The following is a 16,352-nucleotide window of genomic DNA, read 5'->3' on the forward strand; positions in this document are numbered from 1 at the left end:
TTTTGGAGCACAAGAATAGAAAAGGTTATTACAATAAGCGATTTTTTACCAAAAAAGGTTACTGTAATAAGCGATTTTTTGCAAAAAAAGAATGGCCAAAGTCGGGGATGACTTTGGCCATTGCTTTATTTCGTTAGGGTATCGTAGGCTATTAATAGCCGAACACCTCTTGGGTAGTGACTCGTTTCACGGGGCCGTACTGCTGGAGGGCAGCCATGTCGAGTTCCTTTTCATCGCCAAGAATGATGTAGCGATAGGGCTTGCGAGCCATACGTTCCTGTTCGAAACGCACCACATCGTTCAGTGTGATACTGGGCAGGGCGTTGTAGATGCGCTCGTTGATATCGTAGTCGATACCGCGCAACTTGGCATAAAGCCAGGCATTGATGAGCCCGAACTTGGTGGTACGCTGTGAAGCAAGACGCTTGGTCAGCGCATCCTTGGCTATCTTGAAGGCGTTCTCACTCTCAGGAATGCTATCGAGGATAACATGGAACTGGCGAACGCAGTCCATCATCTTGTCGTTCTGGGTGATGATATGAGTGAAATAGTACTCAGGATCGCCCTTGTAGGAAGGCTCTACATAGGCAGCGTAGGCATTGTAGGCCAAGCCGCGTGCCTCACGGAGTTCCTGGAACACGATGGTGTTCATGCCACCGCCATAATACTCATTGAACAATGCTTTCACAGGAGCCTCATCGGCATTCCATGGCAGTTGTTCGTTGTGGTACATGCGCATATAGATGTTCTTGGCATCGAAGGGGGCAATAAGAATCTCGTTCTCGGGAGTAGCCTGCATGGTGTAGTGCTTGCCTTCGGGTACGGGCTTCAGTGTGCTCTTGAGAGTAGCCATGTGAGAGTCCAGCGCAGCGGTGAGGTCCAGCTGATTCATCGGACCATAGTACAAAACGGTGTGCTCATACTGTGAGAGGTTCTTCAGCAAATCGAGCAACTCCTGAGGATTCTCCTGTGCCAACTGCTGAGCGGTATAGGAGTTACGATAAGAGTTGTAAGGACCATAGAGGCCATACTGAACAAGATACTGGAAATTGGTGCGCTGGTCGGACTTGGCATCAACACGGCCCTTCTCGCGAATGGCGATATACTGACGGTAAGCATCTTCATCAACCTTGGCATTCTGCAGCAGATGTTCCAACAGGGCCACAGCCTGCGGCATGTTTTCACCCAGGCCATTGAGCACCACATCGATACTGCGGCTGCCCACACTGATATGGTAGTTGCAAGCCAACTTATAGAACTGCTGTTTCAACTGCTCGGCAGTCAACGAGTCGGTGCCAAGATAGTCAATATACTCGGCGGCGTAGTTGTAGCGCACATCGCTCTCTTCGCCAAAGTCGTAGTGGAAAGACAACTGGAAACGGCCATTCTCATTGTTCTGCACGTAGATGTAAGGAATCTGAATCTCGGGCAGTGGGTTCAGATTGCCAAAGGTAAGGTCTTTCTGGAAATCAACGAACTTCGGCTCAATGGGCTTCACCTCAGAATTCTGAATCTCTGTCACGAAATCAGACACAAGGTCACGATTGGTAGGTATAGGAGTGATCTGAGGCTTATCAATTTTCTTCTGGGTAGGATCAACGCCCTGACGCTTATAAACAGCCACGTAATTGTTCTGGAAATGACGGTTGGCAAAAGCAACAATCTGCTCTTTGGTCATTCCTTCCAGACGATCGAGCAACTTCACTTCCTGTTCCCAGGGGGTGCCATTGACAAATGACTGTACAAACATGTTGGCACGAGAGCGGTTGTTCTCAAGGGCATTATAATACTGCAGTTTCAGGTTGTTGATCACTGAAGGAAGGAGGTCGTCACTGAACTCACCCTTCTTCAGTTTCTCTATCTCAGCAAGCAGCAGTGCGCGCACCTCGTCTAGGGTCTGTCCCTCACGGGGTGTACCGGCCAGCAAGAACATAGAGTAGTCCATTGAAGCCATTGCCCCACCCCATGCTTCAAGCATCTTCATCTGCTGGTTGATGTCCAGGTCGATCAGGCCGGCAGTACCATTGCTCAGCATCGACTCAATAACCTGCAGGGTGTCGCTCTGCAATGACTTGGCCTCATCGAAACGCCAGCCAAGCCAGATGGTCTCGGCCTCAAGACCAATCACAGTGGTATCGATGGGGGCTGTGATGGGAGCCAGTTCGGGGAACGAAGGCTGCTCAACAGGAGCCACCTTGCCATCGGCGTCGGTGCTGGGTTGCCACTCACCGAAATACTTCTCGATGATGGCAATCGTCTCGTCGGGATCGAAATCGCCGGCCATGCAGATAGCCACATTGTTGGGCACATACCACTTCTTGAAATATTCCTTGATATTGGTGATGGAAGGATTCTTCAGGTGCTCCTGTGTACCGATGGTGGTCTGTGTGCCATAAGGATGGTTGGGATACAACTTGGCCGACATAGCAGTGAAGAGCTTGTCAATATCGCTGGTCAGGTGAATATTATACTCCTCATACACAGCTTCGAGCTCGGTGTGGAAACCACGAATCACCATATTCTGGAAACGGTCGCTCTGAATCTTGGCCCAATTCTCAATTTCGTTTGAGGGAATATCCTCCGTATAGCAGGTCACATCCTCACTGGTATAGGCATTGGTGCCTTCAGCGCCGATGGCCGACATGAGCTTGTCGTACTCGTTGGGAATGAAGTACTGGGCAGCCAACTGGCTCACGGAATCAATCTCGTGATAGGCCTGACGGCGTGCTTCGGGGTCGGTCAACTTGCGATACTTCTCGTAACGAGCCTCGATATCGTCAAGTAGTGGAGCCTCGGCTTCGGGATCGGTAACACCGAACTTAGCGGTGCCCTTGAACATCAGGTGCTCCAGATAGTGGGCCAGACCAGTGGTCTCGGCAGGATCGTTCTTCGAACCGGTACGCACAGCGATGAAAGTCTGAATACGGGGTTCTTCTTTGTTCACAGAGAGATAGACCTTCAGGCCGTTCTTCAGGGTGTAGATACGTGTTTGCGACATATCACCCTTCACTTCTTCATACTTCTTGCTACAACTGGCAAAAGTCAGCAGTGCACAAATCAGAATCAGAAAATTTTTCATTGAAAATAAATGTATTAAATGGTTGAATTTTAGTTCTCGTAGTCGATTTCATGGTCAAGCTTGGAGAGGAAATCCTCATAGACTTCTCTTTCCACATCGCCCATGGCATATTCCTTATCAGCATCCTTACGAATCTCGGCAATCCAGGCACGACGAGCACGCACATAGTCCTCACGGATACGCTCGCAGGCGGCTTCGTCAAGACTGTCCAGATGATAATAGTCAAGAATCAGCTGATAGCTCCATGTCCAACGATAGTCACTGTAGTTTTCGTTAATCTCAGAGAAGCGGTCAAGCACCTGAGAGATATTCTCAATAGTACCTTCCTTGATATCGTCGATGAGACGCTGTTCCTCGCTTTGGGGCAGAAGCATACCGCTGAGGTCAACCCAATCGCCCTTGCCCACTTCAGACTTAGGCATACCGAAGAAGCCTTCCTTCTGGGCACGTTTCAACACGGCTCCCATAAAGATACGCAGGGCTATATCGTAATACTTCAGGCCTTTCTTCAAAGAAGAGGCGTTGATCACATATTCATGGAAATTATAGGTAGTCACATCACCACCCGATGCAGCTCTGAGGTTTTCAAGAATCTGGATGCCTTCAAGAATCTCTCCTACAGTGAAGGGGCTCAACCAGTCGAAGTTAATGATAGACTTCTTGGACTGCTTGGAGCGCTTGTCGCGCTTTGGCCATTTCTTGATGTCACGATACAGGCCGACAGTAGTGATATTGCGTCCAGGTACCAGATACATCGTATCGCCGTAGGCAATGAGATAGCTGAACGGCAGGCAACGAGTATCGGGATGGTGCATCAGTTTTCCAAAGCACACGCTGAAAGCACCGATGGTAGCAGGCATCAGAACATAGGAACCGGAAGCCGTCTTCGTGCCTCGCTCCAAGGTACCATAGTGCAAGGGACCCATCTTATAGGCATGGTTAGAGAAGTTGGTGTTCGAACCTGCATTGTAAAACGAGAACTGTCCGCCAATCAAAAGGCTCGACTTATGGTGAGAGGCTGAGAATGGTCCGCAGAAAGCGGCACAAGCCTCACCATTGGCCATAAACGAATTGGCAAAGAAGAGTGACGCCTCGGCCGTGAAGCCATTGGTAATCTGGCAAGCCTCGCCAACAAAGCAATCCTGCATCTTCACAGAGTTGTTGATAGAGCAGCCGTCACAGATGATTGAATTTTCGCAGATGACACCGGTGCCGATATATACGCTGGCATCCTCGCTACTCAGAATAGTACACTCAGAGAGGCGGGCGGCTCCATTTATCTCACAGTCGCCCTTCACCACGGTGTTCGTTATCTCCTTGGTGTTGACAATCTTTACATTATTGCCAATAACACCACGCTCGGGAGTAGAGACACGCACTTCGTCGTCGATAAGCTGACGCAGACGGCGTGTGAGTTCCTTGTCGCTATTGTACTTCACCATAAAGGCGGCCAACTGCGAGTTCAGTTCACGGAAAAGAGTGATGTTTCCGTCGCCCATCTCGTTCAGCACAGAGATAGTAGAACCGGCACCATAGTTAGCCCCTTCGGTGGTCTCGATGGTAGAAATATTTGAGATATAGCAATTATCGCCAATGGTATAGTTGTTGATAAAGTTGCCCACTTTCTCAATCAGACAGTCATCGCCCACTGTTACGTTGCGCAATGTGGTATCATTAATACCTGAATGTTTGAAGAAACCGTTGCTCACCTCAATGCTCTTTTCAAAAGAGCCTAAACGTATGTCGCCATAAAGAATGACACGATGGAAGTTATAAGGACGGAATTTTTCATCCACTAATACTCGGTTCCAGTCTTCTGCCCAACATTCATTCTGTTCAAGAACGTGAATTTCTTCTTGGGTTAATTGTCTATAGTTCTTCATCATACTTAATTATTTAGTTTGTTCACTTTTATTGTAGTCTCACTTGATTGAGTACCGTCAATTACTACTTCACGGATACCGTCCTTAAACGTTCTGCCACATTGCAAGCAGCGCTTGTTGAGATGGAAGACATCAACCAGCCATGAATGGACTGTCTCTTCAACGTATCCCGGTTCAAAGTATTTGGTAATCTTAGTTACGTTTTCACCTACATGCTCCGTTGTCTCTCCAACAAATTTCTTACCATGCTTCACAGTCGATGTTGAAGCACGTCCCTGACGGCCTCCATAGGTTTCTCCAGCATCTATGTGACTGCCGTACATTCCGCAATATGGACACTTAAGATGTAATCTGCTGCGAACAAAAGCCCAAAAGAATACGGCATTCAGTGCCCACATTTTCAAAGCTTCCCAGAGGTAGCCTTCCTGATGGTGAGCAAATAAAACAAAGCACAGAGGAATCATCAGCACCCATGTGGCGTTGAGTATTCTGCGCATTCCTTTGCGACTGATGTTAGTGTAGTATATCGGAAAAACTAAGAGTGTACACAATGCAAAAGGCAGCAGATTATAACACCACTTGAAGTTCATGCTTCCATCCAAACGGGCTGCTGCAAAGAATGTAATAATAATGGCACAAAGATAGGTTAGGCAAATATTCATGAAATGGCGTTTCTTCCGCTGACGGAGCATCATGACATAAGGAACAAAAGCCAAAAGCGAGAGGACTACGAGTACGATGACCATCACAGGGAAATAGTTTTTGAAAGCATAGCCGCGGTGACTATCTATACGGATATTGTTCAAACTGTCCATTTCAGCCTGCTCCAGTCGTTGGAGACCTCGGTTCTCAATATATCCGTGCTCGTTCTTGCCATCATCGGCAGTATAGACCATCATCCACGGCTGGTCGTCGTTCATGGTATAGATACGCCGTCCTTTCTCCAGAGCACCAACCTTCTTACCAAGTTTGCGACCTTCCTTGGTGCTCATATCGTAACTATAGAATTCTATGGAATCAGCCACTATCGTGAAATAGACGGCACGCGGCATTGCTGCCCTGATAGAGTCTTCTATATGCTGAACCCTATCGCGTTCAGCCTGGCGTTTGGCTTTGCGCTCAAGTGTCTCTTCCGTCAACAGAGAGTCTTCAACATCTTCGTCAACTCTCTTCAGGATGTGAGTGCGTATCCATCCGTTCTGATTCTTATCACTTTTCCTGTAAACCGAGCCCCAATCGCCCAGTTCAACGTTCGTATAGACTATTTCACCCGCAGAAAGAGTAAACAAAACTTCAGAATCGTCAGTAAATGTCTTGTGTACTTCCAAGCCATCTTCAGGTACCGTGTAATATTTATTACAGGAGGTTAGAATAGATACCAACATGAAGAATAACAGCCGGGCTACTATTCCCGTTGGCAGATTGCTTTGATTAGTTTTCTGTTGATGTTCCATAATCTATATCGTTATTTCTGTATCATTCTTCCATTGAATACAAGAAATCGTTGTACGGGTACTTCTGAACATGAAGTTCGCGTACCTTCTTATATAATAACGCGCGAAGCGTATCAATATTGTCTCTTTCACGAGCTGAGATAAACAGGCAGTCTTCGTGCATCTTGGCCATCCAGGTTTTCTTCAGATCGTCCAGCGAGATATTCTCGCGTGTAGGCTCGGTGAGGTCATCTTCCTCCTGAGGAGTCCACGTATAGGCATCTACTTTATTGAACAACAGCAGACTTGGAGTCTCAGCGCATCCCAGTTCAGACAGTGTCTGTTCAACAACCCGGATCTGTTCCTCAAAATCAGGATGAGAGATATCAACTACATGCACTAACAAGTCGGCCTCACGAACCTCATCAAGGGTTGACTTGAACGACTCGACCAAATCAGAGGGCAGTTTACGGATGAAACCGACAGTATCGGCCAAGAGGAACGGCAGATTATCGATGGTCATCTTGCGTACCGTGGTATCAAGGGTGGCAAAGAGTTTGTTCTCGGCAAACACCTCGCTCTTGGTAAGCAGGTTCATCAGGGTTGACTTGCCCACGTTGGTATAACCGACGAGGGCCACACGAATCAGACGGCCACGATTCTTTCGCTGGGTGGTTTTCTGCTTGTCTATTTCAGCCAATCGCTGTTTCAACAGGGTAATACGCTGAAGGATGATACGGCGGTCCATCTCCAACTGGGTTTCACCAGGACCACGCAAGCCCACACTACCCTTTCCGCCACCAGAACCGGAGCCGCCACCCTGACGTTCAAGGTGAGTCCACAGACGCTGAAGTCGAGGCAACATATAACGATGCTGGGCCAGTTCCACCTGTGCCTTAGCTTCTGCTGTTTGGGCACGCATAGCAAAGATATCGAGAATGAGAGAGGTACGGTCAAGAATCTTCACACCGAGTTCTTTCTCGATGTTACGCATTTGCTTGGCCGACAGCTCATCATCGAAAATAACCATACCCACACGGTCGGGGGCATCGGTATGCTCTTCGTCAGTGAGGAATGCATCCTGCTCGTCCAACCATGCATCATAGGCATCGTCGCAATCTTTTATATACTGTTTGATTTCCTGAAGTTTTCCTGTACCCACATAGGTCACCTGACTGGGACCTGCAACTTTCTGGGTAAACCGCTTCAGCGTACGTGCGCCTGCAGTATCGGCCAAAAACTCCAGTTCGTCGAGATATTCGTTTGTCTTAGCCTCATCCTGCTCTTTTGTAATCAGTGCTACAAGTACAGCAGTCTCGGTCTTAGCTTCTGAGATAACAAATTCTTTCATTCAAGTCAAAATCAAGTTAGTATTTCCACCTTTCATCCTCACCGTTTTCACTCTCCACTGTTCCTTTTTTCCCTTTTTAGTACCACTGTACAGAGTTTGAATAGCTGCTACGCTTGTCGTACTTCAAGGCATCGGCCAAAGTGGAGGCATTGCAACGGAACGAGAAGTTATAACTGGTATAAGGTGACAACACCACTGAGCACGACATATTGAAGCAATGCAGGTCGCGGCCCAATGAAGCGGTGGTCATTGATATTTTTTTATTTTCAAAGTCATAACCTGACGAGAAGGATATATTCCAACCATCACTGAGTCGGATATTACCACTCATATTCAAGTTTTGAGTGAACTTGTAGGGATAGCGCATGGTGCGATAGTTGAACTTCGACTTATCGACATCCTCGCGCATCGTAACACCATATCCGAAACTCAGCGACCAGGGTAGTGAGAACTTCATATAACCATCCTCATCAGTTTCTGCCTTGCCGGCATTCTCCTTCCTAGCGCCATGACGACCCGCATCGAGGTCCTTGTCAATATTGGTCTCGGTGTCCATATCGTCCTCCTCGTCATAGTCCTTCTGGTCTTCGTCTTTTTTCTTGGGGCGCTCACCTTTGAGCCAACTGATCAGTTTCTGGACCTTATCACTGCTGATGGTATAGGACAGGTTTTGAGACATTCCCTGGAAGCGTCCCCACTTTCCTTGCTCCCAATAGGTGGTATGCTCACTCACACGTGGAGTTGCTCCCACTGAATCGGCCTCGTAAACATAACTGGCGAATACGGCGTTCATGTTGAAGGTATAGCTCTTTGTGAGTTTCAATCGCAAACGCATGCTCAAATCACTCCACGGACGTACATCAGCGGCCATATTATACGACATTGAAGCGCCTAATTCGTCAATCAGACTGATTTTCTTGAATCCGGTAGAGTCGTCGTCACTCTTTAGCTTCATCTCCACGTTATTGCCGATATCAAAGGCAATACTACCGGTTTTTCCCTTACCAGGCACTCCATATAGCTGACCCTGATAGGGAGAGTATTCAACTAGTGTCACATTGCCATTGGCATCTGTACGCTGATAGCTATCGTAATAGCCGTAGCGTGAAGCACTGAAGTCGGGGGCATAACTGAAACTGATCTGTGGAGAGAACACGTGACGGATGGCATCAATCTTATCGCCAAAAATTTTGCGCGAAGGGATATAGAAGCCATACAACTTTGTAGAGGCTGACAGCGAGAGGTTCCAGTTGTACACATTATAGAAGCCATAGGTAGTATCAGCCACTTCCTTCATCTCAGTGGCATCCCAACTACGATAAACCTTGTTGGTATAGGTTCGATCTGTGAAGTTGAACGAAGGATTGATATTGATGTAGTTCAACAGAACAAAATTTCCACTAATGGGGATGCTGTGCTGCATTCCGTTTTTCCAGTCCTTTATCAAGTCAGAATGCATAATCTTATCTTCCTTCGTATTGATAGAATTACTGAAATGACCGGTATAGCTCAACGACAGCTTCTCATACCAGCGTTCCTTACCTGCCATTTTCTTGCGCTTGAAAGGATAGAAGCGCGAGATGCTGATGTTCAGATCGGGGAATGTTACTGCTATCGAGGAGTCACGCATGTTCTGCGTAAGGTTCATCGTAGTAGAAAGCGACAAACCTATGCTTGAGAAGCCGGTACTATAGCTCACAGACGATGTACGTGTGGATTGGGTCATCGCCTGTGGATTATACATTGAAGTAAGGTTGTTGCGCTCGTAACTGCTGGTTGCGAAGTTCACCGATGCCGAGAGGTTTGAATAAGGATTGGCCTTCGCATCCTGTCGGTGACTCCATTGAATCTTGAAACTAGTCTGCTTGGCATAGTCTGGCATATTCTTCTCGCCCGTGATGGTATTCTGGTAACTACCATAGAACGAACCTGCATAGCGATAGCGTTTCTTATAGTTGGAAGAGCCTGAAAGGCCCCATGAACCTTTCGTATAGATTTCGCCAATAAGTTTCAAATCCATCTGATCGCTCAAAGCGAAATAATAGCCGCCATCGCGCAAATAGAAGCCACGTTCGGTCTCGTCTCCATAGGTTGGCATGATGAAACCACTGGAATAGCTCTTTGTAAAGGGAAAGAAACCATAAGGAATAGCAAACGGAACCGGAACATCACAAACTACCAGATAAGCCGGTCCAAACACTACATCCTTTCCTGGGCGCACCTTTGCACGGGAAAGAGCAAGGTAGAAATCGGGATGAGGGTCATCACAAGTGGTGTAACGACCATGACGAAGATACAGATTGCCCTCGCTGTCGCGTTTAGAAAGTTCACTAGTCAGGAATCCGTCTTCCTGCTCAGTATATACCTGCTGAATAAGTCCTTTCTTTGTTTTGAAATTGAAGGCCATCGTATCACTCTCATAGGTATCATTGCCCATTTTAAAGACGGGAAGGCCTTTCATTCCACTTAGCTCTGATGTATCGCGAGCACCAGTGGCATGCACCATCGAAGAGTCAAGGTTCAATGAAATATGCTCACTCTGAAGGTCCATGTTCTGATACTTCACATTCGATGATCCGTAAAGGAAAGCCATTCCGGTACCAGCTTCATAAATCAATGAGTCTTCAGCAGAAAAAGTTACGGGCGAGTCGATACCATTCTTTCGCTGTCGGTTCACACTATCAGCCTGCAACGAGTCTTCAATGGCTTTATTGTGTTTCCAAATAGCCAGTTCAAGCGAATCCATACCAATGGTATCGGGCCAAACGGTGGCCAGAGAGGCAAGCGAGTCAATGTTCAGACTGTCAATAAAACCAAGGTGAGGCTGAAGAATGGAAGTGTCGGATAACAGAAATTGAGCAGGAATAAGAGGACGAAGGAACGTATCTTGCAGACTCGTCCCTTGAGCTGTGCCTCGCATTCTGCTCGCCGAATTCTCGTATCTTGAATTCTCATAGCTCCCTGCCATCACAAATATGAAAGCAAAGAGCAGTAAAAGAATGACCGACTTTCGTTTCACGCTTGCAAAAGTACGATTTTTTAATGAAGAATAAAGAGCGAAATACGAAGTTTTTTGTATTCTCACCTTATTAATTAACAAAGATTCGTATTTCCAGAATCTATCAGGTTGTTTCCTACCCCTCAAATTGTTCTGCCCAATGCAGGAATTTTACTACGCCATCATGTCCGAATTTCTCTAAACTCTGCGCTACTTCAAGCACACTTCTGACGTGGTCAACATCCGATTTCGAATAGAACTTATCAGCATAGCAAACAAGTTGTTCTTCAAGTGTTTCGGGTTCAAAGCCTGGCAATCCTGTTCCTGTGTGGCGCTCACAAACCCTTGCATGACGCTCAAAGCCTTCTTTTCTTAGCAATTCAGCCCCAATCTGCCCATGGCGCAAGTAGGGTTCTTCCCCAAAACAGTGGATACTTGGAGCGTTGCACCAACGTATGCCGATATCGTGAAGCATGGCAGCCTCTTCAACGAACTGCGTCTCAACAGGAAGTTCAGGGTGTTTTTTACAGATAGCCAGACAGCGGTCGGCCACCTGACGGGAATGTTTCAGAAGAACACGACGGAGTTCATCATCCTCCGGATAATATTTGCAGATAAGCGACAAGTAGTCCATTAGATTTAAGAAAAGTGTTCCTAAAAGTTAAGGAAAGTATTCCTAAGAGTTAAGAAAGAAAATCCCTAAGGCCTGTTATCGAGACCTTAGGGATATATTACTGATTATTTTTCACGCTCAATCCAAGCCAGCACATCGCCCTTACGGACTTTTGCGCCCTGCTTAGCCTGTACGTCAACAAGCTTACCGCCGAGTGCAGCTGGTACAGGAACAATCTCGCCCCACTTCTCCTGCAGATAGCAGAATGTCTGACCTTCTTTATAAGTCTGACCAATGAATGGCTCAATGCATGGAGCGCACTCACCGTCGCCATTGAACTCATAGAAAATCTGACCTGCTGAAGGAGCCACCAAAGCGTCGGCCTTAGCATGTTTCAAGGCTGCAATCTCTTCTGCTGAGACCTTACCGCCGCCAAGTTTTGCATCTTTAGCTTTCTGCAGATCAGCGAGGAATTGTTTCTTTGCCTGACCGCTCTTGAAAGGACGGTACTGTTCGGGGTGCATAGCCAGTTCGAAGAGTTCTTCGTTGTCCTGTCCGTAGTCCCATCCGTTCTCGTCCATTTCCTTCTTGAATCCTTCAAGCGCATTTGGAATGAGTGTGTGAGGATCAGCATCGGTGAACTCACGCTTCTGAGATTTTGCAAGTTCGACCAATTCAGGATCGATAGTGCCAGGCACTTTACCGCTCTTACCGAGAATCATGCCCCAGATAGCATCGTCCATCATTACGTAGCGACCCTTGCCCTGCTCCATAGTGAGAAGGTTCATCAGAGCAATGTTCTTGGTATATTGAGAGAAAGGAGTTACCAATGGGGGATAACCAACCTTTGGCCATACATACTCTACCTCGTTGAAGAGTTTCACCAGCATATCGTCCATGGTGAGAGCAGTCTCACCCTTCTTCTCGCGCAGTTTGTTGATCATGGTCTGGATAGGACCAAGGTCGGCCATCATCGAGCCCATCATACCACCAGGCAGTCCGCAACCAAGCAACAGAGACGACATGTGCTTGTTGGCAGGATTAATGAAATAGCCCAACCATTCGTCGATAAACTCCTGTGTGAGGCTACGAGCCTGCATATAGGCATTCATATTGATATCTTCCACCTCAAAGCCCTCGTTCTTCAGCATCGACTGAACAGAGATGATATCGGGATGAACCTTACCCCAGCTCAGAGGCTCGATAGCAGTATCGATGATATCAGCGCCATTGTTACAAACTTCGAGGATTGAAGCCATTGACAATCCGGGGCCTGAGTGTCCGTGATACTGAATGAGAATATCGGGATGCTTGGTCTTGATAGCCTTGGTCAGTGCGCCCAGCATGGCAGGCTGTCCGATACCAGCCATATCCTTCAAGCAGATTTCTTCTGCACCGGCAGCAATCACCTCGTCAGCAATACGGCTGTAATATTCAACAGTATGCACAGGCGATGTTGTGATACAAAGTGTGGCCTGGGGAATCATACCGGCAGCCTTTGCCCACTTGATAGAGGGGATAATATTACGTGTATCGTTCAAACCACAGAAAATACGGGGAATGTCAACGCCTTGAGCTTTCTTCACTTTGTACATCAGTTCGCGAACGTCGTCGGGCACTGGATACATGCGCAAAGCGTTAAGGCCACGATCCAACATGTGGGTCTGAATACCAACTTCATTGAAAGGCTTACAGAAAGCGCGAACGGCTTCGTTTGGATTCTCGCCTGCCATCAGGTTCACTTGCTCAAACGCTCCACCATTGGTTTCTACACGGGCAAAACATCCCATGTCAATAATAACCGGCGCAATACGTGCCAACTGATCCTTACGTGGCTGGAACTTACCGCTCGACTGCCACATGTCACGATAGACAAGACTAAACTTAATCTTTTTCTTGCTCATAGTTAATTCAAAATACCTTCAAAATGTATTAAAAATGCGGGTGCAAAGGTACAACAATTTCCTGAATAGGCAATAAAATTGTGCTTTTTATGGCTTTTTTCTTCTTCATTGAATGCTTTTTGCTTACCTTTGTCGCCGAAAACAAATAAAGAGACATGAAAAGATTTTCATTTCCATTGATTTTGACCGCTCTGCTGATGATGGCTTGTGGCGGTCAGCAGGAAACTGCGCCAATAGACAACAATGGTGTTGACTCGCTGTCAGCTCCACTTGAAGGTGACTCTACCATTTACGGACTGGCCTGCGACGGATGCACTGACACCATTCTGGTGTTCCTACCTATTGACGACATTTCGGCCAACCCCGACACGTTCAACATTTTGAATGCTACGCGCCGCCGTCACATTTTCGGGCGCCTGAGTACTGGCGACAAAGTTGCCGTAGTGCGCAACGCAAAGGATTCAACCGTAGCCGACTATGTAATTGACATGGAAAATCTTCGCGAGACGTGGTGCTACCAGGTGATGCCAACCCTTCATGTCAGGGCCGACATGGAAGGACATTCTGAGAAGCAGATCGTGAAAAACCTTCCCGACTCAATCCAGCAACTACTCTCTATTCCCCGTGAATATAGCATTCATATAAAAGGCGATCATACTGTGCGTTCCATAGGAACCTTCAAATGGAATGAGGACGAAGACAATGTGATAGACTATCCTCGCATTAAGCGCTATGGTCAATGGCATTTATTCAACGGTCGTCTTCTTCTCACTGAGATGGCAATGGACTCGCTGGGACAGAATCATCCTGTAAGCACCGATACCGCTGAATTCATTTTAATGAATCGTGATACACTGATTCTGCAATTCAACGACGGATTACGTCATTATTATCCAAAGAAAGAGTAACAGGAAAATGCGAATTACACATCAACGGTAATTCTCTCATTTTGAATTTTGGCCATTATTTTTCAAATTTTGGCCAAAATTCAAAAAATAATGGCCAAAATTTATTTTAATAAAAATTGCATTGCATCCCTATCGTTAAAGGAAAGCAATGCAATTTTTCATTTCTTGCAACTTAAACAAGCTGATGCTGCATCAGTCGTTGTGAGGCCAGTTCTTCATACTTTGTACCAGGCTGACCATAGTTGGCATAAGGATAAATGCTGATACCGCCACGAGGCATGAAGAGTCCGATCACCTCAATATACTTGGGCTGCATCAGTTTCACCAAATCTTTCATGATGATGTTCACACAGTCCTCATGAAAATCGCCATGATTACGGAAAGAGAACAGATAAAGTTTCAAACTCTTACTCTCCACCATACGTTCACCTGGAATATACTGAATCTTTATCTCTGCAAAGTCAGGCTGTCCGGTAATGGGACAAAGACTGGTGAACTCAGGGCAGTTAAACTGAACCCAATAATCGTTTTCGGGATGACGGTTCTGAAATGTTTCCAGCACTTCAGGAGCATAAGTTGCAGCATAGTCGGTATCATTACCCAGCAAGTGCAACCCTTCTTGTTTTCTGTTTGTATCCATTATTCTTGTTTTGATAAAGGGGGTTTAGCAAGTACCCCTATGTGAATAAAAATAAAATTGAGCGTGCAAAGTTACATATTTTATTTGAATAGCACTACAAAACATTATTAAAAATCCTTCTATTCATTTGGCACATATTGTTTTTTTCTATATATTTGCATCGATTTAAAACAATTTGTAACCCCAATAAATACTAAGACTATGGAAGTGGAGAAAATTATGCAGAACCTGGAGCGGAAGCACCCAGGTGAATTGGAGTACCTCCAAGCTGTAAGAGAAGTGCTGGAATCAATAAAGGATGTGTACAACCAGCATCCTGAGTTTGAGAAAGCAAAAATAGTTGAACGCATTGTAGAACCGGAGCGCATCACTACCTTCCGAGTACCCTGGGTCGATGACAAGGGCGAGGTTCAGGTGAACATCGGTTATCGTGTGCAGTTCAACAGTGCCATTGGCCCATACAAAGGCGGACTGCGTTTCCACCCCTCGGTGAACCTTTCCATCCTGAAGTTCCTGGGCTTTGAGCAAACATTCAAAAACGCACTGACCACATTGCCTATGGGCGGTGGTAAAGGCGGTAGCGATTTTGCTCCACGTGGCAAGAGTGAGGCAGAGATCATGCGTTTCTGTCAAGCATTTATGATGGAACTATACAAGGTGATTGGTCCCGATATGGACGTACCTGCCGGTGATATCGGCGTTGGTGGCCGTGAGATTGGCTATCTGTTCGGAATGTACAAGAAACTGACCTCACAGTTCCACGGTGCCACCCTTACGGGTAAAGGCATTGAGTGGGGCGGCAGTATTCTTCGTCCGGAAGCCACTGGATTTGGTGCACTCTATTTCGTAAATCACATGATGCAGACCCATGGCCTCGACATCAAAGGAAAGACAATAGCCATCTCTGGATTCGGCAACGTGGCCTGGGGTGCTGCCAAGAAAGCTACCGAACTGGGAGCTAAGGTTATCACCATCAGTGGTCCCGACGGATATATCTATGATCCTGCCGGACTGGATGCCGAGAAGATTGACTACCTATTGGAATTGCGTTCAAGTGGTAACGACATCTGTTCGCCCTATGCCGAGGAGTTTGAGGGAGCACAGTTCTTCGAGGGAAAGAAGCCTTGGGAACAGAAAGCTGACATCTATCTGCCTTGCGCTACCCAGAACGAATTGAACGGCGACGATGCCGACCGTATTCTGGCTCAGAAGCCGCTTTGCGTGGCTGAGGTGTCAAACATGGGTTGTACCGCCGATGCCGTAAACAAGTTTGTGGCTGCTGGTCAGTTGTTTGCTCCTGGCAAGGCTGTCAATGCAGGAGGTGTGGCCACCAGCGGATTGGAAATGACCCAGAACTCTATGCGCATGTCGTGGACAGCAGCTGAGGTAGATCAGCGTTTGCACCACATTATGCAGGGTATCCACGAGCAGTGCGTCAAGTACGGCAAGGAGCCTTCTGGATACATCAACTATGTGAAAGGTGCCAATGTGGCTGGCTTCATGAAGGTTGCCAAAGCCATGATGGCTCAAGGTATAGTATAAA

Annotated in this window: 10 protein-coding genes; 2 read left to right on the top strand and 8 right to left on the bottom strand. The window is 46.9% G+C overall.

What is annotated here, in order from left to right; genetic code table 11:
• Positions 1 to 151: 151 nt before the first annotated feature.
• The 7 genes from L6475_RS11775 to L6475_RS11805 all read right to left on the bottom strand — a co-directional run bounded on the left by L6475_RS11775 (position 152) and on the right by L6475_RS11805 (position 13,261).
• The gene (locus tag L6475_RS11775; RefSeq protein ID WP_237820277.1) at positions 152 to 3,079 is read right to left on the bottom strand and encodes a pitrilysin family protein; all 2,928 of its coding nucleotides are present in this window, start codon (positions 3,077 to 3,079) and stop codon (positions 152 to 154) included.
• 29 nt (positions 3,080 to 3,108) lie between these two features.
• Positions 3,109 to 4,962: a DUF4954 family protein gene (locus L6475_RS11780; protein ID WP_237824151.1), complete on the bottom strand. Its 1,854-nt coding sequence runs from the start codon at positions 4,960 to 4,962 to the stop codon at positions 3,109 to 3,111.
• A 5-nt stretch (positions 4,963 to 4,967) separates the two neighbouring features.
• Positions 4,968 to 6,416 carry a hypothetical protein gene (locus L6475_RS11785; RefSeq protein WP_237820279.1) on the bottom strand — a complete coding sequence of 483 codons (1,449 nt, stop codon included), beginning with the start codon at positions 6,414 to 6,416 and terminating at the stop codon, positions 4,968 to 4,970.
• Positions 6,417 to 6,438: 22 nt separating this feature from the next.
• Positions 6,439 to 7,746: a GTPase HflX gene (gene hflX, locus L6475_RS11790; protein WP_237820281.1), complete on the bottom strand. Its 1,308-nt coding sequence runs from the start codon at positions 7,744 to 7,746 to the stop codon at positions 6,439 to 6,441.
• A 76-nt stretch (positions 7,747 to 7,822) separates the two neighbouring features.
• Positions 7,823 to 10,765, bottom strand: a complete 2,943-nt coding sequence (locus L6475_RS11795) for a putative LPS assembly protein LptD (protein WP_237820283.1) — start codon at positions 10,763 to 10,765, stop codon at positions 7,823 to 7,825.
• A gap of 115 nt (positions 10,766 to 10,880) precedes the next feature.
• Positions 10,881 to 11,378: an HD domain-containing protein gene (locus L6475_RS11800; RefSeq protein WP_237820285.1), complete on the bottom strand. Its 498-nt coding sequence runs from the start codon at positions 11,376 to 11,378 to the stop codon at positions 10,881 to 10,883.
• Positions 11,379 to 11,482: 104 nt separating this feature from the next.
• Positions 11,483 to 13,261, bottom strand: a complete 1,779-nt coding sequence (locus L6475_RS11805) for an oxaloacetate decarboxylase (RefSeq protein ID WP_237820287.1) — start codon at positions 13,259 to 13,261, stop codon at positions 11,483 to 11,485.
• A 155-nt stretch (positions 13,262 to 13,416) separates the two neighbouring features.
• Here L6475_RS11805 and L6475_RS11810 point away from each other — a divergent pair, with 155 nt between their 5' ends.
• Complete coding sequence (locus tag L6475_RS11810; protein WP_237820289.1) at positions 13,417 to 14,169, top strand: lipocalin family protein; 753 nt, start codon at positions 13,417 to 13,419, stop codon at positions 14,167 to 14,169.
• A 172-nt stretch (positions 14,170 to 14,341) separates the two neighbouring features.
• Here the strand turns inward: L6475_RS11810 and queF are convergent, their stop codons facing one another.
• Positions 14,342 to 14,809, bottom strand: a complete 468-nt coding sequence (gene queF, locus L6475_RS11815) for a preQ(1) synthase (RefSeq protein WP_237820291.1) — start codon at positions 14,807 to 14,809, stop codon at positions 14,342 to 14,344.
• Between the two features lie 201 nt (positions 14,810 to 15,010).
• Here queF and gdhA point away from each other — a divergent pair, with 201 nt between their 5' ends.
• Positions 15,011 to 16,351: an NADP-specific glutamate dehydrogenase gene (gene gdhA / locus L6475_RS11820; protein WP_237820293.1), complete on the top strand. Its 1,341-nt coding sequence runs from the start codon at positions 15,011 to 15,013 to the stop codon at positions 16,349 to 16,351.
• The last annotated feature ends 1 nt before the right edge of the window (position 16,352 follow it).

Source organism: Prevotella sp. E9-3 (genome assembly GCF_022024015.1).
In the GTDB taxonomy this organism is placed as follows: domain Bacteria; phylum Bacteroidota; class Bacteroidia; order Bacteroidales; family Bacteroidaceae; genus Prevotella.

Excerpts from the sequence above, each read along its gene's own strand:
- L6475_RS11805 (WP_237820287.1), bottom strand. The coding sequence starts at position 13,261 with ATGAGCAAGAAAAAGATTAAGTTTAGTCTTGTCTATCGTGACATGTGG.
- L6475_RS11800 (WP_237820285.1), bottom strand. The coding sequence starts at position 11,378 with ATGGACTACTTGTCGCTTATCTGCAAATATTATCCGGAGGATGATGAA.
- L6475_RS11775 (WP_237820277.1), bottom strand. The coding sequence starts at position 3,079 with ATGAAAAATTTTCTGATTCTGATTTGTGCACTGCTGACTTTTGCCAGT.
- hflX (WP_237820281.1), bottom strand. The coding sequence starts at position 7,746 with ATGAAAGAATTTGTTATCTCAGAAGCTAAGACCGAGACTGCTGTACTT.
- queF (WP_237820291.1), bottom strand. The coding sequence starts at position 14,809 with ATGGATACAAACAGAAAACAAGAAGGGTTGCACTTGCTGGGTAATGAT.
- L6475_RS11810 (WP_237820289.1), top strand. The coding sequence starts at position 13,417 with ATGAAAAGATTTTCATTTCCATTGATTTTGACCGCTCTGCTGATGATG.
- L6475_RS11780 (WP_237824151.1), bottom strand. The coding sequence starts at position 4,962 with ATGAAGAACTATAGACAATTAACCCAAGAAGAAATTCACGTTCTTGAA.
- L6475_RS11785 (WP_237820279.1), bottom strand. The coding sequence starts at position 6,416 with ATGGAACATCAACAGAAAACTAATCAAAGCAATCTGCCAACGGGAATA.
- gdhA (WP_237820293.1), top strand. The coding sequence starts at position 15,011 with ATGGAAGTGGAGAAAATTATGCAGAACCTGGAGCGGAAGCACCCAGGT.